The following is a 24,785-nucleotide window of genomic DNA, read 5'->3' on the forward strand; positions in this document are numbered from 1 at the left end:
ACCTCATCCCCTTCTTCAGCGTGAGCCATAAATCTAACTCACAGGAGGATAAAATCATGTTAGATGAAACAATCAAAACTGAACTCTTCCACGTTTATTACAAGCGTTGGATTACTGTCTACAAAGAAGGTGCAATCCGCAAAGTCACAATGGCTAAGTATTTGATGACACACCAATGGCTCGTGAAACTTGTACCTAATCTTAAGCTCTGTGATTTGACTCGCATTTCTTATCAGCAATTGCTTAACGACTACGCACAAGAACACGAACGTCAAACAACAATGGACTTTCATCACCAACTTAAAGGAGCAATCCTTGATGCAGTTGATGAAGGTTTCATTGATCGCGATCCTACTCGTAAGGCAATCATCAAAGGCAAAACACCACGTGAGAAAAAGCCAAAGTATCTCAACCAGTTTGAACTTCACACAATGCTAGCCAATCTCAACCTTTCTCAGGATATTAACTGGGACTGGTTTATTTTGCTTGTAGCAAAGACTGGAATGCGTTTCTCTGAAGCATTGGCACTCACACCTAAAGATTTTGATTTTGCCCATCAAATGCTATCTATTAATAAAACTTGGGATTACAAAGCGAATGGTGGATTTTTACCAACAAAGAATCAATCCTCCGTTCGTAAAATCCAACTTGACTGGCAAACTGTCATTCAGTTCTCTGAGTTGCTCAAAGGTCTTCCAGAAGATAAACCAATCTTTGTGTATACCAAAGGGAAAATTTACAACTCAACAGTAAACGGGATTCTTGCCCGTGTCTGCAAAAAGTCTAAAGTGCCAACAATTACAATTCACGGCCTTCGTCATACTCACGCATCACTTTTGCTCTTTGCAGGTGTTTCAATCGCCAGTGTGGCTCGACGACTTGGACATGCTAGTATGACCACAACCCAGAAAACGTATCTCCACATCATCCAAGAACTTGAAAACAAAGATGTTGATTTGATTATGCGTTCACTTTCTGGATTAAGTTAATCATCAAATCATCAGCGGCTCACGACTCACGCTGATGAAGGGTGATAAGAATGTCTAAACTTTTAAAAAAGCTTCCAATTTGTTTCTGTTCTTCATCACATGGTAAAGTAATCTCTTGATTTTTTACTAAATCAGAATTTAAGTTAACTTGACTACCAGGCTGTCCATATTTTTTCCAACTCGGGCGGAACATCTCCAACCACTGAAACATAAATTCACGTTCAAATTTCGGATTCATAAATATTAAAAATCCATCGTGTACACCCGTTTTAACATAGTTCACAACTGGTTTCCCAACGGTTGCAGCTATACTCAATAATAAATGTGATTCAGTCAGTACACGGGTTTTTTTTTGACCAGCTTTTGATATATGTTGTTTTAAATAATGAATATGTCCGTCTTGTTCTGTTACATCTGAAATTCTTAACCATCCAACATCAGAACTATCATCAAACCACTTCGGATCTTGAATAGGTCGAGGACTCGCACCTCGTACAATATTGGCAAGTTCCCCCAACTTACGCTGTTCCCAAGTGTTTGCATTTCACAAATTTTGTGACGGCAGATTGAGTATCATTCGAGTTTCAGCTCTCGCTTGGGAACAGCGTAACTGGAAAGATACCGTTGATATTTCAACAAATATGGTTGACCCCAAAACAGGTGAATACGATGATTTACCACACATCGGACCAGGTAACATTGAATCATTTAGTGGTCGCTTATTGAATAACGTCAACACAGTTGCTGAGGACAAACTCATCAGCGGAAAGTTCCACTTCAACACTGGTGATGTAATCTATGGAAAAATCAATCCACAGTTAGGAAAATACGTATTTGCTCCGTTCGAAGGGCTTGCTAGTGCTGACGCTTATGTCCTTAATGCAAAAAATGGATTGAATCAAAAGTATTTGTACACCATGCTTCAGACACGAGATTTCTTTAAATATTCGGTCTCAGTTTCGAGACGTACCGGTATGCCTAAAATTAACCGGGATGAACTTAATATGTACAACTTTGTTGCTCCATCGGAAGAGGAACAAGCTAAAATTGGTGACTTCTTTATGAAGATTGATGATCTCATCACCCTTCATCAGCGTGAGTGAAACTACTGAAAAATAGTTAAAGTGTAATTTCTTGAAATTACAAAATTTAAAATATTGACTTTAGAAATTTTTGGTGATAGAATAATTTCATGATTAAAAAGTAATTTTAGAAAGGCACAAAAAATAAATGAGAAGAGTACAAGATGTAATCGAACTCGTCAGCGGATCACCACAGTTCCGAATAAAAGAAGTTTTGGATGATACAGCACCTCTTTATACCTATTACGGGCAATCCGAAATCGAAGATGATTTAGTGGGATTAGATATAAATAGTGTTGAAAACAAGCAGGTGCGTACTTTAGATAAAATCAATACTGTTAATCAAGGTGATGTGCTGTTTAGTCTAATATCTGGAAAGGCAACGCTGGTCAGAAGTATTCATCAAGGTTATCTGTTCACGCAAAATTATGTGAAACTCATTCCTAATGATGATATTGAACCAAAATATCTAATTTACTTGTTAAATGAAGATATAGGTATTAAACGGCAACTTCAAATGAGTTTACAGGGTTCAATGGTGCTGAAGTACACCGTTAAGCAATTGAAAGAACTCGAATTACCTAAAATGCCTTCTATAGAAAAACAGAAATTGATTGGCGAACTCTATTTCAACCAACTTAGATTGCAAGCTTTACGAGAACGAGCGGCAACATTAGAAACTACTATAGTACTAGAAAAACTCAAGGAGGCTAAAAGCGAATGAACGAGAACCAATTTGAAACAGAGTTGATTCAGTACATCACAAGTGGAACCATTACCAAGCCAGAACACCTAGATGGTATTGGTGATTTCGAGGTAAAAGAAAAAACAATTGACTATGTGATAAAAACAAAGCTCTGGAAATACGAACCAGAAATTAAAACAACTGAACAGCTTTGGGATAACTTCAAGCAAATTCTTGAACAGCACAATCAAAACACATTAGAACACCCGCTTAGTTCTGTTGAATTTAACCAAGTCAAGAAAATCATTTCTGACATTCAAACGCCTTATGAAGCCGGTCAATTCTTATATGGACTGAACGGCGTTTCTCAAATCGAGATTGATTTAGATGACGGACGTCACGTTTTTCTTACTGTGTTCGACCAAAAACAAATTGGTGCTGGTGATACGGTCTATCAAGTAGTTAATCAAATTGAACGACCAGCGGTAATCACTGGTAAACAAAACCGTCGTTTTGACACAACTTTGCTTATCAACGGTCTTCCAATCATTCAGATTGAAGAGAAACGTGATACTCACGATGTTAATGAAGCATTGAATCAAATGCACCAATACACCAACGAAAATCAGTACCGAGACATTTTCTCAACATTGCAAATCCTTGTTGCGATAACACCAAACAATGTCAAATACATGGCGAATACGACTCCAGATAAATTCAACAAGGACTTTGCCTTCAACTGGCAACGCAAGAGTGACAATGGTATTGTTCGTAATTGGAAAGAGTTCGCTGACTCAATGCTTTCAATTCCAATGGCGCATCAAATGGCGACAAACTATATGATTTTGGACGGCACAAAAAACAAGCAAACGCTTAAGGTGATGCGTCCATACCAAGTCTATGCCACACAAAATGTCATCGAAGGATTAAAGCGAGCTGACTTTGAACTCGGCACTAATAAAATTGGTTATATTTGGCACACAACAGGTTCTGGTAAGACAATCACAAGTTTTAAGACAGCTTGGCTTGCTAGTCGTATGCCAAATATTGACAAAGTTGTCTTCGTTGTCGACCGTATTGCCTTAACGAAGCAAACGAACGAAAACTACAAAGCTTATGATCCGGATGCCACAGACGATATGGATGGTAGCGTTCAAAACACGAACAACACTACGGATTTGAGCCGTAAACTAAAATCGAAAGACAACAGCATCATTGTAACATCTGTTCAAAAACTCGATACGCTGGTTAAACGTAAATCATTCAAAGCACCAGATAAGAATATTGTCTTTATCGTTGATGAAGCGCACCGTTCAACTGGGGGTGACTCATTCAAGAATATTCAAAAAGCATTCAAACGTGCTGCTTGGGTGGGCTACACGGGTACACCTATGTTTGATGAAACAACATCTGGACTGCGTACTGAAGATATCTTTGGACCTCTGCTACACGCTTATACGATTCGTGAAGCGATTGCTGACCGTAACGTTTTAGGTTTCAAAGTTGACTTTGAGACAACAATTAACGAACAAGAAATGAAGGAGAAATACCTTCCTGCTTTCTATCGTGAACGTTATCCAAAATGGACTGAGGAGAAGATTCAAGAGAAAATTGCTAATCTGTCTCAGGATGATATGGATGATGCTGTTGAACCAAGTTTCTATGATGAGAACCCAGACCATGTTCGAGAAGTAGTTAAAGACATTTTTGATAATTGGCGCAATCGTTCAAATGAAGGTAAGTACAATGCTTTGTTTACAACTCACGTTGGTGGTGGAAAAGCAAGTACCCCAATGGCAATGATGTACTTCAATGAGTTTCAACGTATGAATGCAATCATCAAATCTGAAGGAAAACAAACCCTAAAAGTAGCGGTTACTTTCAGTCAAAATTCATCAAATAATGATAGTATGCTTGCGACTAACAGTGGACTTCATACTGCTATTGATGCTTACAACGCTGAGTTCGGCACGAAGTTTGGTATGGATGATGTTTCTGGCTATACGCAAGATGTCACTTCACGCTTGAATAAATCAGCAAGCGATGGTAATTTCCTAGATTTAGTTATTGTCGTCGACCAGCTACTAACAGGTTTCGATGCACCAGAATTAAATACACTCTACGTTGATCGTACTTTGAAAGGTGCGGGGCTAATCCAAGCGTACTCACGTACAAACCGTATTGCTGATATGCAAGAGAAGCCATGGGGACGTATTGTCAATTATCGTTGGCCAGCTCAAAACGAGAAGTTGATGAATCAAGCATTGGCGATTTATGCCAACAAGAATTCAGCAAACTTGTCAGATGAAGAACGTAGCAATCAAAACGTGCAAGATGGTATTACAGCACCTATGTTTGAAGATGTGTTCGCAAAGGTTAAAGAAACGGTTACCAAGCTGTCTAGTTTGACGAATGACTTCATGCAACTGCCACCGTCCGAAAAACAAAAGAATTTCATGCTCGACTTGCTTCGTGACTATAATACCGGCATGGCCAAGTTGAAACAATATGATCATGACCCTGAAAGTGCTAAAGGCGAAGGATTCGACTATGATAATCCAGATGATTTAATTAACGCTTTAGGGATGACTTCAGAACAAGAAGTGATGTTGACAACTGTTTTGACTAACGAGTTGAAAACACATATTTCTAAAGAGAAAAAGATTCCGCTTTATCAGATTGAGCTTCGCATGACTCACGTTAAAGACGTCAAAATTGACTATGATTACCTAACCGAACTGGTTGAACAATTGTTGAATGAAGTTCATGAAGGTAAAACGGAAGAAGCAAAAGAAACGCAAGAGAAAATCAATCAATTTGCGAATGGTTTGGATGACCGTAACTATGCGACGAAGATTATCAATGCGGCAGTTGCAATCATCAAGGGACACTTCCCACCAGCCGGTTCAGATTTTACTTATCCAGCCAAGTTAAAAGATAGTGAGACGATTATCCAAGCTGCAAACAACGTCAGCCTAGATAGAACCTTTCTTGATTTCCGTGTGAAGTGGGGAATTACTGATATTATCACAAGCGCACAAATGCGTGAGTTGTTCAGTCGCCATCGCTATGGCATGCAAGATTTAGATGACACTGGACAAATCCGTGACATCATTGCAAAGGCAAGTACTGATTATAAGACATTAGCGCATGATGAAGCCGTTCAAAAACTTTCGAAGATTAAATATCGTAATGGATTACGTGAAGCAATCTACGAATTAGCCGATGAATTGGCAGAAAACTAATTAAAGAATGGTTATCAACTATTTGTTGCGAACCACTCAAATAAATCTAATAATAAAGTGGAGGAAGACATGAGCGACAATTTAAATGAGATTCAGTTTCTAGTTTATGAATCAGATAGTCCGATTGAGGTTATTGTTCAAGATGAAACTATCTGGGCGACTCAAAAATCAATTGCTCAACTGTTTGATGTTGGTGTACCTGCAATCAGCAAGCATTTAAAAAACATTTTTGAGTCAGGCGAGTTGGATGAAAAAGTGGTTGTTTCCATTTTGGAAAATACCACTCAACATGGCGCAATCGAGGGAAAGACTCAGACAAACAAAGTTAAGTACTATAACCTGGATGCTATTATTTCTTTAGGGTACCGTGTCAATTCGCAAAAAGCGACGAAGTTTCGTATCTGGGCAGCTGATGTCTTAAAAGAATATATTCAAAAGGGCTTCAAGATTGATGTTGAGCGTATGAAACAGGGCGAAGTTGCCTTTGGTAAAGATTACTTCCGTGAGTTGCTTGAAACGGTTCGTAGCATTCGGGCAAGCGAACGACGTATTTGGCAACAAATCACAGATGTGTTTGCGGAAATTTCTTATGACTATGACAAGAACTCAGACATCACGAAGAAATTCTATGCAACGGTACAAAACAAGTTTCATTACGCAATTACAGGAAAAACAGCTGCTGAGATTGTCTATGATAGCGCTGATAAAGACAAAGACCATATGGGACTTACTAATTGGAAAAACTCCCCAGATGGTAGAATCTTGCAATCAGATGTAGTAGTGGCGAAGAACTATTTGTCAGAAAAGGAAATCCGTAGTCTTGAACGAAATGTATCAGCTTACTTTGACTATGTTGAGCGGCTTCTTGAAGATGAGACACTTCTTGGGATGCAAGACTTTGCGACAAGTATTGATGAATTCTTGAAGTTCAACCGTTATGAAATTTTAGAAGGCAAAGGTCGAATTAGCCATAAAGCAGCCAAAGAAAAGGCAATCGGTGAATACAGAGAATTTAACAAACACCAAAAAATAACATCAGACTTTGATAAAGTCATCAAAAAGTTGCAAAAACCACAAGGAGGACAAAATGAGCGAAAATAGTAAAAAAGAACCAAAATTAAGATTCCCAGGATTCACTGACGCTTGGGAACAGCGGAAGTTCTCAGATGTCGTTGATGTTCGTTCAGGTCGTGACTACAAACATTTGAACGAAGGCAATGTTCCAGTATATGGAACTGGCGGTTATATGTTAAGTGTTGATGAGGCTCTTTCTTATGATGAAGACGCAATTGGTATTGGTCGAAAAGGAACAATCGATAAACCTTATCTGCTAAAAGCTCCTTTTTGGACTGTTGACACGCTATTTTATGCAGTTCCGAATAAAGGATTTAACTTAGACTTTGTGAATAGTATTTTCCAACGTGTAAATTGGAAGAAGTATGATGAATCAACTGGTGTTCCAAGTTTGTCGAAAACAGTGATTAATAAAGTACCAGTTATTGTTCCAAGTGAAGATGAACAAGTCAAAATCGGTACCTTTTTCGCCAACCTCGACCACCTCATCACCCTTCATCAGCGTAAGCTTTCTGATGTTCAAAATTTGAAGGCAGGATTGCTTCAAAAAATGTTCCCGAAAAATGATGCTAATGTCCCAGAAATTCGCTTTCCTGGATTTACTGACGTTTGGGAACAGCGAAAGTTGAGTGCAGTAGCAAGTTATAGAAATGGAAAAGCACATGAGAAAGACATATCTGATTCAGGTGATTTCGTTGTAGTAAACTCAAAATTTGTATCTACAAGTGGACGAATAAAAAAATATACTAATAAACAAATAGAACCACTAGAAAAAGATGAGATTGCTTTTGTGCTAAGTGATGTTCCTAATGGTAAAGCAATTGCGAAGACATTCTTGGTACCAGAGAACAATAAGTACTCATTAAATCAACGAATAGCAGGGATAACTCCATACGACAATACTGATCCATATTTTCTTAGTGAATTAATGAATAGACATCATTACTTCTTGAGGTTTGATGATGGTGTTGGACAGACAAATTTGTCAAAAAAAGATGTTGAGGATTTTGAAGAGTTTTATCCGGCAGTTGAAGAACAAAGGAAAATTGGGCAATTTTTCAAACGAGTAGACCACCTCATCACCCTTCATCAGCGAAAGTTAGAACACTTGCAAGAACAAAAGAAATCATTGCTTCAACAAATGTTTGTATAAGAGAGGAATCAAATAACATGAGCGATTTACATACAATCACATCCAAACTGTGGGCCATGGCTAACGAGCTCCGTGGCAACATGGACGCAGCAGAATATAAGAACTACATCTTGGCATTTATGTTCTATCGATACTTGTCAGAGCACCAAGAGCAATACTTGGTTAACAACAACGTCATTGATGTTGAGCCAGGACAATCCATCAACAAGGCATATTTGGAACAAGCAAATGGAGATGACTTGAATGACTACCTTGAAGATATTTCATCAAGCCTTGGGTATGCGATTGCACCACTCGATACTTGGGAATCATTGATTCAAAAGATCGATAATAGCATGGTCATCCCAAGTGACTATCAAACCATTTTTGATAACTTCAATAAGAATGCTGAACTCAATAAAGAAGCTGTGCAAGACTTCCGTGGTGTTTTCAATGACATCAATCTTGGTGATTCACGTCTAGGCTCATCAACAAATGAACGTGCGAAATCTTTGAACCGTATCGTGAAATTGGTTGATGGAATAGACTACAAAGGTAATGACGGGGAAGATATTCTAGGTGCTATCTATGAATACCTGATTGGACAATTCGCCGCATCAGCTGGGAAAAAGGGCGGAGAATTCTACACGCCACACGAAGTTTCTAAAATCTTAGCCAAAGTCGTAACGGATGACGTTGAAGAATCCGATCAAACCTTTTCTGTGTATGACCCTACCTGTGGTTCAGGATCATTGTTGCTTACAGTTCAAGGAGAAGTGCCTGGCGGAGATAAACCTGGTGCTATCAAATTCTACGGTCAAGAGAAGAACACGACAACTTACAACTTGGCTCGTATGAACTTGATGATGCATGGTGTTTCATTTACTAATATGACTTTATCAAACGCAGACACTTTGGAAAGTGACTGGCCAGACGGCATCGATGCTAAAGGTGTCGATCATCCACGTTCGTTTGATGCGGTCGTAGCAAATCCACCCTACTCTGCACATTGGGACAATAACGAAACGAAGTTGAAAGATCCTCGTTTCAAAGATTATGGGAAATTGGCACCAAAGACAAAAGCAGACTACGCCTTTATCTTGCATAGTCTTTATCACTTGAACGAAGAAGGAACAATGGCGATTGTCTTGCCACATGGTGTTTTATTCCGCGGAGCAGCTGAAGGGACGATTCGTGAAAATTTGATTGAACATCCAAGTGGAAACCGTATCTACGCAGTAATTGGTCTTCCTGCCAACTTGTTCTACGGAGTGACAATTCCAACAGTTATCATCGTGTTTAAGAAGAAACGTACAACGAAAGATATTCTCTTCATTGACGCTTCAAACGAATTTGAAAAAGGCAAAAATCAAAATCGTTTGACAGATGAAAACATCAAGAAAATTGTTGAAACTTACCATAATCGTGTCGATGTTCCTAAGTATGCTCATTTGGCATCAATTGAAGAAATTCGTGAAAATGAATACAACTTGAACATTCCTCGTTATGTGGATACGTTTGAAGAAGAAGAAGCGATTGACTTGAATGAAGTTCAGAACCTATTGGCTCAGGATAAACAAGAAATCGCTGAACTTGAAGCAACCATTGCAGAACAGCTTAAAATTCTAGGTGTTTAATAACTCGGAACGGAGGTGCAATATTGGCTATTGATTTTGAAAAAATCTGGTCCGATATTGCAGTAGACAAAATCGACAGTATGACTATCTCTGAACACAAGAATTATGTCTTTGCCTTTTTGTTCTATCGATATTTGTCTGAAAATCAAGCACGCTAGCTAGTTGATAATAACGTGATTGATATAGCAGATGGTGTCAATCTGTTAATGATGCGTATGTGCTGCAGAATACTATGATTGAAAGTATCTTGATGATATACGTGGCTCAAGGTCCTACTTCTAAAGGAGTTAGTCAATGACTAACTCCTTTATTATTTGCTTATTTCAGGCCAAACATATGCCAATCAACCTTGTTATTGTAGGACTTAAAAATTCTCGTTCGTGGATACAATTCATTTTTGCGTGGACGGAAGAGCTTCATCCGTGGATAGAACTTCTTCTTCCATGGATGGGAGGTCATTTCCCATGGATTGAACGATATTTCCCGTGGATAGCATTATTTTTTGGTTATGAAAGTAAGGCTGGATTGACTGGCACTTATCACTCTTAACAAAGACTTTTATCTTCTATTAAAAAAATAAAAGACCAGTATCTAATTGATCGACTACTGATCTTTTATTAAAATAAATGTGATTGATCGTAAATTTTGCCTTCAACAATGTATTTCTTCAAAATCTCAATTACTGTTTCTAAATTCTTAACATTCGTATGTTGACGTTTAGCCGGATCATATGGAATATGATGATGGTGATATTGATCCTTTTCAAACATGGGTGGACCTGAATGATCTTCATTCCCAAATGCAGTTATATGTCTTCTTTGCTTACTTAGTTTTTCTACCTCTTGGGAGAGTTCCCAACCATAGTGATATGACGTGATTTCTCCATTATCATCTAAAATCTCTGAAATATTTAAAATGGTGGCACTATATTTTGGATGGTTGATTAACGGCAATGTTGCTACGACTTTACTGATACCTTTGGCTTTGATCTTTACCATTAAAGGATTTTTTCTATCAAATAAATCAAGATTCTCTTCGAATAAGCGCTGAATCTCGCTAATTCTTTGCTGTTGAACGACATTCATTTAAAGATTATTCCCTTGAACCTTTTCAAGATCATTTAATAAATCTCGCCAATCCTTATAATCATCTGGCTCATCTAAGTCGTAAATATCTAATTTTCCATTAACGACATCTGCAAATACCTTATTGAACGGCCCACCATATTGCTTTTCATATTCTTGTATTTCCTTTTTGATTTCTTCAATTAAGTTTGTTTTACTTTGATCCCGCAATTTGAAGTTTTGTTGTAAGGCTTGAATACGTAATGCCCAAACACTATCTTTCCAGTAAAAAGCATTGTGCTTTGGATAATGTTTATGACCTATTCCTTTTTTATTGACTGTCTCCATACCATTATCAACATACCGTTTGATTGTCGCGCGAGATACTCCCATTTTTTCGCCTAATTCCTTGCTTGAAACTAAATAATTGCTTCGATAGCAAAATTCAAGTACACCTGTCTCGGTCATCTCATAAAACAACTTCTCCAAATAATATTTCACGAGAGCAAAATTGTTAACTGATATATCGCTAGAAGCGGCTTTCCGTAAATTTTCAAGAATATCTATTTCTTCTACATCTTTATTAGAAAAAATGGTATTTTCACTGTGAGTAATGTTGACGATAAAATCTCGGAATTTAAGCTGAATAAAAAATGCAAGTTTATAAAACGTGCCTTGATTGTCAAGAAATTCATTGTTCTCTATCATATTCGGATTAATCTCTCCAATTGAATGCTTTGTACCATTGGGTCGTAGAGCAATCATTGCGTATCCCTCCTTTTATTTTAGAATAACACATTTGATACAAAATAGCATTTTTGTTTCATTGTATGCAGAAAAATCAGAAATTATTCTTTTTAATGGTGATTTGTCAAATTAAGTGCAACAGTTGTTCATAAAAGGCCTTGTATACCTTTTTAACCAAGAGATTTTCGTGATCGATTACGACAAAGTTTTAAAAAATGCCAGTTACCCATATGATTTAAATCTTATGGATACGATTTCATTCAATATTTGACGAGATATCATTAAATTTAGAATAATTTAGACCTAAAAAAGCTGTTCGTGACATGGATCTGTCATAATCTCTGTTATCGTAGGACTTAAAAGTTCCGGTTCGTGGATACAATTTATTTTTGCGTGGATGGAAGAGCTTCATCCGTGGATAGAACTTCTTCTTCCATGGATGGGAGGTTATTTCCCATGGATTGAACGATATTTCCCGTGGATAGCATCATTTTTAAGTATATTAGTTGGGAGACTAGTATCGAAAAAAGCGCAAAATGTTGGTGGAACAACATTTTTGCGCTTTTTAATTACCATTTCAGCATCAACTAGGCTACAATTTAGACCCTTAGCAATCCACGGAAACCTCTAGCTGCGTAGTAGGAATCTGCTCCATTGTGGTAGACAAAAACAGTGTCATAGCGACGATCACAAAAGATGGCGCCACCGAGGTTTCGAATATGAGGTGGTGTTTGTATCCAGCTTGAGGTTTTTAAATCGAATTTTCCGAGTTTTTGTAGTTCGCGATATTGTTCTTCGTTTAAAATTTCAATGCCCATGTCCGTTGCCATATCAATCGCGTTATTTTCTGGTTTGTTTTTCTTCCTAGACTCTAGCGCTTCTTGGTCATAACAAACACTTCTTCGACCTTTAGGGCTTTCCGTTGAACAATCATAAAAAATGTATTCGTCTGTCTCTTTATCGTAGCCAATGATATCTGGCTCACCACCAGTGTTTTCCATTTCATTCAGCGACCATAGTTTTTCATTGTTGGCTTCTAGCTTTGCCTGTACATGAGCCCATTCAAGTTCTTTGTGACGATTCATGTTTCCCTCAAAGCGAGCTCTCAATATTCCGAGTATTTCTTCACATTGTTCTGGTGACAAGCTCTTTTTTTCTTTTTTCATACTAAAACCTCTCCATATAATATGTTTAGAATTACTTTTTCAAAATGGCTTCATTCTTAGCACTTTTTAATCCCATCTCTTGAACCTGACTATACACTCCATCTTCTATTACAAAAAGTTTAAGGTTGGTATTTTTTGAATAGAGTGCGATCTTTCTATTTTTAAACTTTTTATATTTTCTACTGTCTTTTAAAGTATTGAACTTTGCTTAGAATATAATTTCCAAGTTTAGCTTTTATTTTTCTTCAATATATCATTTATCTTCACTCTTCGTCATTATCATAATTTATAACGTCTCAATATATACTACTCGATTGAGTTTTTAAAAGTGATGCAAAATTCTGAGGACCAATCTTTCACTACTGACGGCATTATGAAATTGACTGATCTCATTAAATTTCCTTTTTTATTCAAATGAAAATCCCCTAATTGAGCCGCCTTCCCAGCTTCCACTTTTTATTTAGCTTCCCAATAGGAGGAAAATATCTCTACCTTTATAGAATTTCTACTTATCAAAGGGTTTACCTTGTATAAAACACGTCAGAATAGAAAATTTCTTCCCCTTTAAAGGATTTCTACATACCCTTCTGCTCCATGTACACGAATTCGTTGCCCATCTTTTATCAGTTTGGTGGCATTTTCTACTCCGACAACTGCGGGTAAACCATATTCACGTGCGATCACTGCTCCATGAGTCATCAGCCCACCCACTTCGGTGACTAAGCCTTTTATGGATACAAACAAGGGTGTCCAACTAGGGTCCGTAAAGGTAGTGACTAATATGTCTCCCTCTTCTAGATCAGCACCTTCTATGTTTAAGATAACACGTGCTCGTCCCTCTATCACTCCGGAAGAAACAGGTAGACCCACAAGAGCTTTGGCTGGGAGATTCTCACGTTTGTACTCACCTGTAACAATTTCTCCATCAGATGTGATTACACGCGGTGGCGTTAGTTTTTTATATCATCAAACCAATAGTACATACAGAACCTACGTTTACCAAAACAGTAATTGTGATATAATCTATTTTAAACTATGGATTTTGCGGAGGAGTAACGGATCATTGCCAGAGATTAACCCTCCGCATCCAAATTATCTTTCGATGAAGAAGGCGGATCAAACGATGGCAAAACGTCAGTATATCATTTTATTAAGCTCTCTTTATGTAATTTTCATGATCTTTGTAACCGTTTACTCTTTTGAAACCGGGAATCGATTTTCAGGATCAGTCGGTCTTGCCGGTATTCTGTGCGGAGCGGTACCTATCCTGCTGACGGTTTTGACTCGTCTCAAATTGGATTTGCCGCTTGTCATCACTTATCTTATTTTTCTGTTTGGATCGCAATTTCTTGGGTCAATTCTGAACTGGTACCATAATTTTAGCTGGTGGGATCTTTTACTACATGGCTTAAGTGGTATGATTATCGCCTTTTTCGCGATCGCTATTTACAAAAAGCTGGTTCTTCAAAGGGTGAATGGACAGGTTTCTTCAGGGTTCCTTTTCCTTTTTATTCTGTCTTTTGCCGCGTTTTGCGGTGTCTTATGGGAAATCTATGAGTTCAGTTGCGGTGGATTATTCGGTGTGATTATGCAGAAAGACAACACAGATACGATGACAGATCTGATAGCCGGAATGATCGGCGCGCTTATGATTGCCTTATGGACAGAAATAAGATCAAAGTGAAGCTTGTCGGAAAAGTAAGCTGTCATGTTCTAAATGCCGATGCCGGTGCTCTTTGAATACATTGTTCCTGTTCAATGTGTTCTCAAAAGAAGAATGGATTTGCTCATTCTAAATAGTTCAATCAAAGCATGAATCGCAAAATGCGCGCGATATTTTATATTAAGAGGAAACTTTAAATCTTTCAGCAGAGTAGGTTTACGCCCGCTCTGCTGTTTTAATCTAGCCCGTAAACCCGAACATTATGGAATGGGTAGCACTTTACTTTGGTTAATTGTAGCATTTAATTAACCACTTGAAGTAGAATTGAAAACTATTATATAAAATCCGTTTATCACTAAAATAACGAAACATATTGAAAGGCGGATTTATAATATCTTATACTACAACTTTAAGCCATTAGAAATCGGATTAACCCTAATATGGCAAAGCTGAATAACACTGTCCCAGCTCCAATACCCGTTATGGCACTGTTAGCAACATTTAGCTTTTTAGAAAGCCACAACGAAATAATTGCCACTCCAATGAGAAGTACGGCTAATATATATAAACTAAAATCATTAAAAATATTTTTCAACCAGAAAAAATGAGTACCTACTATCAAGACAATCCATGGGGCAACATAATCATTCTTTTTTAATCTAATTAGTAAGAATGCTCCTATTCCTGCCAAAAGAAATTCAACAAATACAAAAATTAAGTAATTGTGAAATACAGACGAATTGGATAAAGCCGTGCGTTCATGCCAATTTGTAACACTTAGGTATACGCCGATTAAACAAACAACAAGTGACAATCCAGAGGCCATTCCAATATACTTGCGCCAACTTTTTCTAGGGTTTTCCTGAGCCCATCCAAGATGCCTAAAGTTTAACAGATTCCCTGCTATATAAGACTTAAAAAGTCTAATTCGTGGATACAATTCATTTTTGCGTGGATTGGAAGGAGAATAGCGTGGATAGGAGTGTGAATTTCGTGGATTGAACAGTATTTCCCGTGGATTGAGTGTTATTTCCCGTGGATAGCATTGTTTTTCGGTTTAGCAAGATTGGATTAGGAGATTGGCACTTATAAAAAGGCATAAAAATGTTGCAATAATAACATTTTTATGCCCCCTACGCATACGAGTAGAGAGCAAGTCTCGGTGATGATCTCATCCTATAACGGTTCCCTGTAAATGGAAATATGTAGAGAAAAAGGATTCAAATCGGATATCCTATCTATCATCATATATAATTTCCTTTTCTCACGATAAATCCATTAAAGTTAGTCGGCCTGCATCTTCTTTCTGAAAATGACAATTGCCAGTATGGTTAAAATAATGGCATAGCCTAAAACCCACCAAAGATGTGGAAACATTGCACTGTATTGGCCATTAAGCACTGCTTTGCCCATAGCGACTGCATGTACAAAGGGCAGTAAATAAGCAATGTCTTTGAATAGACCACCAACTAAATCTAAGTCAAACCAAATGCCTGACAACCATGCAGACAAATTAGTAAGAAGAGCTCCACAAATCCCCACTGCCGCTTTTTCGCTTAGCAAGGAACCGCAGATAAGTCCTATACTAACAAAAATCAAAGAAGGCAGGATTAGTAATAGAATGGAAAAGATCATAGAAGCTGTGATGGATAAACCAATTAAAATAGCTACGATATAACAAATGATTCCTTGTGCAATAGACATTACAAGTAATGGTACGCTATAACCGATAATAAAGTCCTTGGATGTCATTGGTGTTGTAAAAAGTCTTGTTAAAAATGAGTTTTCTCGATCTTTGGAAATCACTTGTGCTGCAAAAAGCCCCATAAATGACAGTCCAAATACTGCAATTCCAGGTGTTATTTCATTGATATCGAAAAGCGTGACAGGGATACTTCTGTTTATGGCCGATAAGAGAAGTAATAATACAATTGGAAAACCCAATCCAAAAAAAATAGAAAGTGGATCACGAACAATCTCTTTCGTCGTTCTACCTGCGAATAAAAAAATTCTCATTGTATGTCACCTCCCGTTACAAAATAGACAAATGCATCCTCGAAAGTTGCCGCTTTAGAAATTTTAATGAGTTCTTCAGCTGTACCGATTGCTTTCATTTTCCCATCTTTCATAATGCCGATTCGATCACAGAGTGCCTCTGCCTCTTCTAAATAATGGGTCGTTAAAATAATGGTTGTTTTTTCTTTCAACTTTTTAATAAGTGACCATAATTCGCGTCTTCCGAGTATATCCAGTCCCAATGTTGGTTCATCTAAGAATAAAATCTGTGGCTCACTAATTAATGCCATAGCGAGGCTGAGTCGACGCTGCCAACCACCCGATAATGTTTTGCTTCGCTGATTTTCATATGGCTTCAAAGAAAATCGCATGATTATTTCATCAGCTTTTCTTTTTCTATTTACTTTATTTAACCCTTGTATACCAGCCATCAGCTCTAAATTCTCACGCACCGTTAAATTTGGCGCAATCGCCGTTTCTTGTGGCGATACCGCAATCAATTGATGGACTTGTTCCGGATGCTGAGTAATATTTTTTCCTAGTAATTTTGCATCGCCATTTGATGGCTTTATCAAACAGGAAAGCATTTTAATAAGCGTCGTTTTCCCTGCACCGTTCACACCAAGGAGACCAAACAATTCGCCTGCATTGATCGAAAAAGTAACGTTGTCTACAACAGTTTTTTTATCATATTTTTTGGTTAACGATTGGACTTCAATGGCTATCGTCATGTTCATTCCCCTTGTCTAAAGTCGTTTTAACTAAATTGAAAAAAGCGCTCATCATCTTTTCTGGAACAAGAGCTATTCCTCGTTCATCATCACCAACAATGATCAACTTATCACCAGCACTTAATTCAAATACTTCCCTTGCTTTTTTTGAAATAACAATTTGTCCTCGTTCCCCTAACGTCGCAACGCCAAAAAAATGTTTGCCTTTCGGTGGAATACCTAATTCACTTACATCATCCTTAAAATTCACTAGATCATCCAAAGTAACATGATATAGGCTTGCCAGTTGGACACAATACTGAATATCAGGAGTAGACTCCCCTTTCTCCCATTTCGCAATAACTTGGCGAGATACATTTATACGTTCAGCCACTTCCTCTTGCGTTAGTTGATGGCGCATTCGTAAGTTTTTTAAATTCATACTTATCATACTTTTCCAACCTCCTAATTTTATTATCAAGCAGAAATGAAGGTGCGTCTATCAATGATCTGTAACACTTATGTTAAAATTCGTAGCATTTTATCCCGCTTTAACGGGCAGTAAGACCCCCATCTCAAGATATAGAGAGAAACGACAAAGATAGATGGAGGAACAACTGCCCGTAAAAGTCCGATTGGTTCGGGCCAACAAGACGTTGGTCACTCAAGTGTTGCCACAGGACGTGGCGCTTTTAACCTGAGTTCCTCTATTCCAGTGGGAGGATGAAGAAAACTCCCACTGATGGAGTTTCACTTTATTATTTCCAGTTTGTCTTGAATTCACCATAAAAAAATAGCCGAACCAAGATTGGTTCAGCCTTAAATATGGATTTTATTTACTTATTAATAGAAGAAATGACTCAGGAATAAATGGATTTATATTTCTTATTTGATACATCCAATTATAGATCTATAACAAAATGAAAATATAATGCTTGACAATTACATATTGTATTTCCATTGCACATAAAAACCACTTGCCAATATGCCTAATCCTCATAAGCTTATCTTCTAGCTATGATGCGATCTTCACTCTAGTTAAATCGGTATGATCAAACAAACCAGAGAACGTGTTCGAGTCATTCAAATCTGTGATTCTCTAGCATCACTTCTACACCTTGCAATAGTTCTGACGCAAGTATCACTGCATTATCAGGCAACTCCATAGCTATACCTCTGTTATTTCTTTTCTGTGATTCAGATGAATTCCTATATGTCCGATTCCTAGAATAATAACAGCAATAAGCATCCATAGGTTCTTCCCATACACTCCAAGTAAGAAAAAGGCACATACCGGAAGTGTTGCGCCTGCTACAGGAATTCCAAACAGGCTGCTGTAAAAGTCTTTCATTGTCTTTTCGCTTTTGAAATATCTTATCCAATATATTTCATACAGTAACATCAGTATCATAGCTGCTACTAACCACAATATCCACACAGACCCTGTTCTGATATTAAAATCCGAAAATATTAGTGCAACACAGGTAACGAGTACTTCCCCGATTCTCTCAAATACGAGCAGCACCTTGTTTTCATGAGATACATATTTTTCATAATCCTTGGGCCGATTTTTTGTCCATACAATATTGGGTACCATCAACATGGTCAGAAAAATTAATCCCATATAAGAAAATCCAAAATTCATCTACTTCTCCTTAATCGGATGACGGATTACTGTTTTCCATTTCTCCGGAACAACTTTTCTGATATCAGACATATAGATTTCATGATGCAGGCGCTTGTCTGTCATATCATTCACATATTCGTTTTCAGCAAGATATGCATCCATTAATACAACTGATGCTGGTTCATCATCAAAAGCCCCTATATGCATCATCTGCACACAAAGCCCTTCCTCTAACGTAAGGTATTCCGCAGATGAACAGTCCATCTTTTTTTTCTTGGATGCAGTTTCCACAGCCCATTCAAAATCTTTCTTCGCAACAAAATCCGGAAGACGAATCACAGAAATCCAGTTGAAAGTAGATTTATCAGCGTAATCCACACCTGCCACATCATCCTGCCACCAGAAACCTTCTAACGGAGGCACCACATATTCGAAAAATCCTTCGATTTTGTAATCACTTTTGTAGCTCATTTTTAATGTGTATGCGACTGCATATAGCATACTGATTGCCTGTTGGTAAGTACCGCCTTCTTCGTTCGGATTGCCTTTCCCGCGAACAGCGATATAGTTCGCCTTTGGAACTGTCACAATCTCCGGCTTGCTCTTCGGCATATAAAATTCTTTATATTCCTTCTTAAAATCAAAAGCCATGTTTTATTCTCCTTCCAAGTAGCTGTTCTCTGATTTAACCAAGATCTGTAGTTGTTCTAGTGTATGAAACAATGCTCACCATTCTTCATCACGGTAAGTTTGATATGAAAACTTTCGTAAAATTCATCAATGATTGCTCTGTCTGGCATATGAACATAAGTGCCAGTCAACCGTATGAAGATAAGTACCAGGCACCCATACAATTTAAGTTTTCCCAATTCGATTTCATTCAATATTTGATAAGATATCATCATTTCATCAAAATGATATCTGTTTGTGACTTAATTTATCTCGATGGTTGGTAGTTGTTACTTTTCCCCATAGTTTAGATCTTTTACTCAACAAATTGCATTTAAATATAAGTCAAGAGATTCTTCGACTACCTGTTCAACTAGTAAGATAAAATCGCTATAATTTTCTGTTGTATGTGCTTTATCAAGTGCTTCGTAATAGGCTAATCGATTTTCTACTTTAATAATTACTGGAGGAAACCCATTCTTCATTAATTCTAAATTAAGTAAAAGCCTGGAAGTCCGCCCGTTTCCATCGATAAATGGATGGATTCCAACAAAAATAGCATGTAACATAGCTCCACGTTCAACTGGGTGTAAATGTATTCCTCTATGATGGTACCAATTCAACAAATCTTCCATTTTTTCTTGAATCAGAAAATGAGGTGGTGGTGTATGTTTGGCACCTGCTATGAAAACTTGCGCTTTACGATAAATTCCAGCGTATTCATCATCAATTCCTTTTAATACCAAACGATGTATATTTTTTATTTGCCATTCAGAGAGCACCTCGTTCTTTTGAACAATTTCTTCAACATAACGAATGGCGTCACGATGATTAATGACCTCCAAATGCTCTCTCAATGTTTTACCGCCAACCGTTATCCCCTCTAGAACCACTTTTGTTTCGTTCATTGTGAGTGTATTTCCTTCGATTGCATTAGAATTGTACGTCCACTCTAGAAATAGCTTTTCTCTAAGACTTTTCAGTGTATATTGAGACAATGGACGAGAAGCATCTAATTGCGCTTTCTTTTGATTAATGGTTTCAAACACTCTCTTCACCTCATTTTGTTTACCTGGGGATTATTTCTATATATTGTAACAAAGTCGTGTATGAATGCATAATTTTTCAGGCGTGTTGATTAGGAAAAAATAGGTGACAAATTTAGCATAATTCTATAAAAACATGTATTTTATCTCCATCTATATAGATTGGAGCGGAGGCTTGCTCTACTCCCTCGGGAAAAGCGAATAGATGAGACCCCGCAGCGAAGCGAGGAGGCTCAGCGTTCGCCCGCAGGAAAGCGAGCAAGCCGTAGCGGAAATCAGCGAATACACTATATTTTGTGGGGAAAATTGGATAATCAACACGATTGATAATTTTTATAAGTTAATTAACACTAGAATTTATTATGTTTTTAAAATTATTAAATTGAGGTCAACCATACAATTGAAGTCTTCCCAATTCGATTTCATTCAATATTTGATAAGCTGGCATCATTTCACCAAAATGATATTCATTTAACATTTCATCTGTTTATGCAACTTGTTACTTTACTTAACTTTTCCATTTTCTTTTTACATGTTCCATCTTTCTCAGCAATCCATATGAAACATGAATTTTTTCATTTTGTAATGGAATACCTGGCGTAATATGCATCCAAAGAGATTTTGAGAACGCAACTAATTGATCAGGATATACACTTCTATGCCCTATAACAATATAAGCGGTGATACAAGCACCTACTACATAAATTCCTATGTTACCACTAAATAGCTCATAGCCCATGAAAACTGCAGATAATGGTGTATTCGATGCAGAGGCTACCACAGCTACCATGCCAATTGCTGCTCCAAACGCCGGATCTACACCTAATAAATTGGCAAACATATTGCCTGAAAGAGCTCCAATAACAAATTGAGGAGTAACAATTCCTCCATAAAATCCCGAACCTAATGTAATAGATACTAATAATATTTTCCAAAATATACTTGAATAAGGGATTGATTTTCCGTCAAGAGCTCCCTCCATTATTGGAAGACTCAAACCTAAATAGCTGGTTAACGTTGGAATGCCAAAAATAAGAAGAGCGATTATAATGCCTCCAATAAAGGGCATAAAAGGAGGCCATATTCCGAACCTTTCTTGGAGAAGATGAAAAATAGTCGTTGTTTTTTCAAATACTTCAATAAACAACCACGCTAACAAGCCACACAGAATACCAATGACAATAACCTTTAAAAACAACGTTTCAGAAAAATGGGGCGGTACTTGGATGGGAAAATAGCGATAAGTCATTCCCCACCATTTACTAATCTCAAAAGATGCAATACTTGAAATAATTGCTGGAAAAATGATGTCATACCGTAAACGTCCGATCGTTAAAATTTCAATACCATAAATAGCTCCCGCAATGGGCGTCCCAAACACACTGGCAAAACCTGCACTCACTCCACATGCAACCATTCTTTTTTGGAGATTTGGCTCAAGTTTCAAAATATGCCCTATCCATGAAGCGAGCGAGCCCCCTATGTGTGAACATGGTCCCTCTTTCCCAGCAGACCCACCAGATGCTAGTGTAATAATAGCCGCTATCGGTTTAATGGGCATTGTCTTCATCGGTAATTTTCCTTCTTGCTCATGCACTGCGGCAACTACTGAATCTTTATTTCCTGACTTGACATGACGATACGCATAAAAAAGCATCAAGCCATTTAACAATCCTCCGAGAGGTAAAATGACCATCTGTACCCACAGAGGAATTGAAGCCGTTTGTCCAAGAATACTATATAACCCCTTTAAAAATAAGGTCGTACCACATCCAACAACTGAACCTGTTATGACCGCCAATATAAACCAACGACATAATGTTGCTATCATAATAATAGGTTCAATATAATTGATGCGAAACAAAATGATCACTCTCCTCTATAAATACTGATATATCAACATTTTGCCCATTTTTAATAACTTTTTAAAAATTTTTTATTGTATGGATCTATTAGTATTTTCTAATAATGCAACAGCTTAAGAATACGCTTCACTCCTTATAACTTTCAAAATTGCCTACATACCGATGATATGAACTTGTTTCAATAATTAATTTCTTATTATTCCCATCATATCATCTATATTCAAACTTACTATAAAAAGCGCTTTTCTTCTACATGGCTATGCTGATCTATTCGATAGCTTTTCACACATACTACGGTTTAAGTTGGGTGGATGGATATAGTATGAATTCCACCTATAGTGAGTTTCGTGTTCGAGCTAAACTTATATTAGGACTTAAAAATTCGAATTCGTGGATACAATTCATTTTTGCGTGGATTGGACGGAGAATACCGTGGATAGAGATGTGAGTTTCGTGGATTGGATAGCATTTCCCATGGATTGAACGTTATTTCCCGTGGATAGCATCGCTATTGTTCCTTAAATCAATCTAACTCAAAAATAAAAAAACGCCAGATGTTCGAAAACGCAACTGTTTACGTTTCAAACACCTAGCGAAAAATCTTAATCACTCACAAGCCCACATTGAGCATACTTCTGTACCAACATAGTAAAGTTCTACTAAAAGTCTCTCGGAAACCTGCATTTCTTTGTCTTATACCCACCACCTTCTAAACTTTCAAGTCCCGAGCCAGTGTAAATAGGTCACAAGATACATAAACAATACGGCTTTAGACGCGCTGTTCTAAAATTGTCTTCAACAGCGATTTGTCACAGCTTTTTATTGGTGGGGCGATCATCAAGACATATGTAGCTTTGCCTTCTTTATTCCTCACTCTACTATTATTTATTGATTTTCTTCCATCTCTATATTCTTTCTATCAATCTTTAGCAACTTTCGAAGTTTCATTGTAACGCAAAATTTCTTCATTCTTATCCGAAATGATTCGAACCCTTTTTGCTCCATATAAGACATAATATAAAATTGAGACAATGAAGATAAAACTGATTACGTAAAGTAATGGAACTTCGTTGCCAAACACCCCAAGAGAAGTCGTTAATATACTATATTTAATGATACTATATAAACAAACAATTCCTAGTATCAAGGCAATTCCTGGTACAATCGGATACATAACTTTAAAAGGGCGTTCCAGATCAGGTTCCTTTATTCTCAGAATAAACAAGGATACCATGCTGATACAATACATAACGACTGCTCCAAAAACAGCTAATATAATAAGGGCATTAGCAAAAGTCGCAGAGCCGGCACAAATAACGCCAATAGCACCAGGGAAGATTAGCCCCCAAGCAGGGACACCTCTACTGTTAAGTCTTGATAAAAAACGAGGCAAATATCCTTCACGTGCTAATGCAAAGGTTTGACGTGAATACCCAATAATAATTCCATGCAAACTTGCAATAACACCAAACAAACCTATAATGGCTACAATCGTTGGAATGAAGCTTCCTTCACCATAAACGCTTTCTAGCGCCTGTGGCAATGGATAATCGGCCAGTTCCCCTAATCCACCACCTAAACCTGCAGTTACAAACAGGGTGAAAAATGTTCCAACCGCTAATGTCAAAATGGCGCTAATAAAGCCCTTTGGAATATCTTTTTTAGGATTTTTTACTTCTTCAGCTGACATCGCTCCACCTTCAATAGCTAAATAGAACCAAATCGCAAAAGGAATAGCCGCTAATATTCCTGTACCCCCATTAGAAAATGAGTTCTCATTAATGATGTTGCTTATTTCAATATGCGGCAGGCCTGCCACATAAAAGATTGCCAACCCGACCAAGGCTGCAATAGTTGCGATCAATTCAATAATCGCCGCTTCTTTTACACCAATTAAATTGATTAATATGAATAGGATGAAAACACCGATCGTCGCATAAACCGGGTTGATTGCTGGTATTAGGAAATGAAGATACGCCCCAGTTGATACTGCGATGGCAGGAGGAGCAAACACAAACTCTATTAAACAGGAAACCCCTGCCATGAATCCAGCGAAAGGCCCCATCGCTCTTTTGGCATATGCAGAAGGTCCACCTGCATGCGGAATCGAAGTGGTAAGCTCTGCAAAACTGAAAATAAAGGTTGTATAAAAAACCGTGACAATCAGTGCAGCGACCGCAAGTCCAAGAATTCCTCCTTCTTTAAATCCATAGTTCCAACCAAAATATTGCCCTGAAATGACCATTCCAACTGCAATTGCCCATAGATGAACAGGTTTCAAAAACTTTTTCAACTCTTGTCTTTTTTCCATTTTTTTCACTCCCTCTATAAATGTCGATATATCAACGATTTGCCCCGTTTTTTTATG

At 37.6% G+C, this 24,785-nt stretch carries 21 protein-coding genes and 2 pseudogenes; 9 read left to right on the forward strand and 14 right to left on the reverse strand.

Going from position 1 to position 24,785, the window contains the following annotated elements:
• The first annotated feature begins 56 nt into the window (after positions 1 to 56).
• Positions 57 to 989, forward strand: coding sequence for a site-specific integrase (locus FEU33_RS12965; protein ID WP_146549998.1), 933 nt, complete (start codon positions 57 to 59; stop codon positions 987 to 989).
• Between the two features lie 19 nt (positions 990 to 1,008).
• On the opposite strand, the pseudogene FEU33_RS12970 reads toward FEU33_RS12965, so the two are convergent.
• A pseudogene (locus tag FEU33_RS12970) lies at positions 1,009 to 1,512 on the reverse strand (restriction endonuclease subunit S); the annotation flags it as partial.
• 43 nt (positions 1,513 to 1,555) lie between these two features.
• On the opposite strand from FEU33_RS12970, the gene FEU33_RS12975 reads away from it, so the two are divergent.
• The 7 genes from FEU33_RS12975 to FEU33_RS13005 all read left to right on the forward strand — a co-directional run bounded on the left by FEU33_RS12975 (position 1,556) and on the right by FEU33_RS13005 (position 10,393).
• On the forward strand, positions 1,556 to 2,092 hold the full coding sequence (locus tag FEU33_RS12975; RefSeq protein WP_222433422.1) for a restriction endonuclease subunit S: 537 nt from the start codon (positions 1,556 to 1,558) through the stop codon (positions 2,090 to 2,092).
• A gap of 127 nt (positions 2,093 to 2,219) precedes the next feature.
• Entirely contained in the window at positions 2,220 to 2,795 is a 576-nt protein-coding gene (locus FEU33_RS12980; protein ID WP_146549772.1) for a restriction endonuclease subunit S domain-containing protein, read from the forward strand.
• Positions 2,792 to 6,001, forward strand: a complete 3,210-nt coding sequence (locus tag FEU33_RS12985) for a type I restriction endonuclease subunit R (protein WP_146549773.1) — start codon at positions 2,792 to 2,794, stop codon at positions 5,999 to 6,001. Before FEU33_RS12980 ends, FEU33_RS12985 begins: the two co-directional genes overlap by 4 nt.
• Before the next feature lie 69 nt (positions 6,002 to 6,070).
• Positions 6,071 to 7,102, forward strand: coding sequence for a virulence RhuM family protein (locus FEU33_RS12990; RefSeq protein ID WP_146549774.1), 1,032 nt, complete (start codon positions 6,071 to 6,073; stop codon positions 7,100 to 7,102).
• A complete protein-coding gene (locus tag FEU33_RS12995; RefSeq protein ID WP_146549775.1) occupies positions 7,089 to 8,228 on the forward strand; it encodes a restriction endonuclease subunit S in 1,140 nt (379 codons plus the stop codon). Before FEU33_RS12990 ends, FEU33_RS12995 begins: the two co-directional genes overlap by 14 nt.
• Positions 8,229 to 8,245: 17 nt before the next feature.
• Complete coding sequence (locus tag FEU33_RS13000; RefSeq protein WP_146549776.1) at positions 8,246 to 9,844, forward strand: type I restriction-modification system subunit M; 1,599 nt, start codon at positions 8,246 to 8,248, stop codon at positions 9,842 to 9,844.
• 294 nt (positions 9,845 to 10,138) lie between these two features.
• On the forward strand, positions 10,139 to 10,393 hold the full coding sequence (locus FEU33_RS13005; protein WP_146549777.1) for a hypothetical protein: 255 nt from the start codon (positions 10,139 to 10,141) through the stop codon (positions 10,391 to 10,393).
• 68 nt (positions 10,394 to 10,461) lie between these two features.
• Here the strand turns inward: FEU33_RS13005 and FEU33_RS13010 are convergent, their stop codons facing one another.
• From FEU33_RS13010 to FEU33_RS13025, 4 genes and pseudogenes are all read right to left on the reverse strand, one after another.
• The gene (locus tag FEU33_RS13010) at positions 10,462 to 10,929 is read right to left on the reverse strand and encodes a toxin-antitoxin system TumE family protein (protein ID WP_146549778.1); all 468 of its coding nucleotides are present in this window, start codon (positions 10,927 to 10,929) and stop codon (positions 10,462 to 10,464) included.
• Positions 10,930 to 11,673, reverse strand: a complete 744-nt coding sequence (locus tag FEU33_RS13015) for a helix-turn-helix domain-containing protein (protein WP_146549779.1) — start codon at positions 11,671 to 11,673, stop codon at positions 10,930 to 10,932.
• A gap of 581 nt (positions 11,674 to 12,254) precedes the next feature.
• Positions 12,255 to 12,821, reverse strand: coding sequence for a DUF4256 domain-containing protein (locus FEU33_RS13020; RefSeq protein WP_146549780.1), 567 nt, complete (start codon positions 12,819 to 12,821; stop codon positions 12,255 to 12,257).
• 564 nt (positions 12,822 to 13,385) lie between these two features.
• Positions 13,386 to 13,784, reverse strand: a pseudogene (locus tag FEU33_RS13025) (PEP-utilizing enzyme); the annotation flags it as partial.
• A 100-nt stretch (positions 13,785 to 13,884) separates the two neighbouring features.
• Between FEU33_RS13025 and FEU33_RS13030 the strand changes: the two are divergent.
• Positions 13,885 to 14,505: a DUF2238 domain-containing protein gene (locus FEU33_RS13030; protein ID WP_244951024.1), complete on the forward strand. Its 621-nt coding sequence runs from the start codon at positions 13,885 to 13,887 to the stop codon at positions 14,503 to 14,505.
• A gap of 388 nt (positions 14,506 to 14,893) precedes the next feature.
• Here the strand turns inward: FEU33_RS13030 and FEU33_RS13035 are convergent, their stop codons facing one another.
• The 9 genes from FEU33_RS13035 to eat form a co-directional block, all read right to left on the reverse strand.
• A complete protein-coding gene (locus tag FEU33_RS13035) occupies positions 14,894 to 15,298 on the reverse strand; it encodes a hypothetical protein (RefSeq protein ID WP_146549781.1) in 405 nt (134 codons plus the stop codon).
• Between the two features lie 470 nt (positions 15,299 to 15,768).
• Positions 15,769 to 16,500 carry an ABC transporter permease gene (locus FEU33_RS13040; RefSeq protein WP_146549782.1) on the reverse strand — a complete coding sequence of 244 codons (732 nt, stop codon included), beginning with the start codon at positions 16,498 to 16,500 and terminating at the stop codon, positions 15,769 to 15,771.
• Entirely contained in the window at positions 16,497 to 17,231 is a 735-nt protein-coding gene (locus FEU33_RS13045) for an ABC transporter ATP-binding protein (RefSeq protein WP_244951025.1), read from the reverse strand. The genes FEU33_RS13040 and FEU33_RS13045 overlap by 4 nt, the downstream gene beginning before the upstream one ends.
• Positions 17,215 to 17,661, reverse strand: coding sequence for a helix-turn-helix domain-containing protein (locus FEU33_RS13050; protein ID WP_146549784.1), 447 nt, complete (start codon positions 17,659 to 17,661; stop codon positions 17,215 to 17,217). The genes FEU33_RS13045 and FEU33_RS13050 overlap by 17 nt, the downstream gene beginning before the upstream one ends.
• Positions 17,662 to 18,378: 717 nt before the next feature.
• Positions 18,379 to 18,855 (reverse strand): hypothetical protein, encoded by a 477-nt coding sequence (locus FEU33_RS13055; protein ID WP_146549785.1) that lies wholly within the window; start codon positions 18,853 to 18,855, stop codon positions 18,379 to 18,381.
• Positions 18,856 to 19,488 carry a GyrI-like domain-containing protein gene (locus FEU33_RS13060; RefSeq protein ID WP_146549786.1) on the reverse strand — a complete coding sequence of 211 codons (633 nt, stop codon included), beginning with the start codon at positions 19,486 to 19,488 and terminating at the stop codon, positions 18,856 to 18,858.
• A 338-nt stretch (positions 19,489 to 19,826) separates the two neighbouring features.
• Positions 19,827 to 20,555, reverse strand: a complete 729-nt coding sequence (locus tag FEU33_RS13065) for a Fic family protein (protein ID WP_146549787.1) — start codon at positions 20,553 to 20,555, stop codon at positions 19,827 to 19,829.
• A gap of 505 nt (positions 20,556 to 21,060) precedes the next feature.
• Positions 21,061 to 22,416, reverse strand: coding sequence for a chloride channel protein (locus FEU33_RS13070; RefSeq protein ID WP_222433423.1), 1,356 nt, complete (start codon positions 22,414 to 22,416; stop codon positions 21,061 to 21,063).
• Between the two features lie 920 nt (positions 22,417 to 23,336).
• Positions 23,337 to 24,728, reverse strand: coding sequence for an ethanolamine permease (gene eat, locus FEU33_RS13075; protein ID WP_146549788.1), 1,392 nt, complete (start codon positions 24,726 to 24,728; stop codon positions 23,337 to 23,339).
• Between the last annotated feature and the right edge of the window lie 57 nt (positions 24,729 to 24,785).

The organism is Rummeliibacillus suwonensis (assembly GCF_007896435.1).
Classification (GTDB): Bacteria; Bacillota; Bacilli; order Bacillales_A; family Planococcaceae; genus Rummeliibacillus; species Rummeliibacillus suwonensis.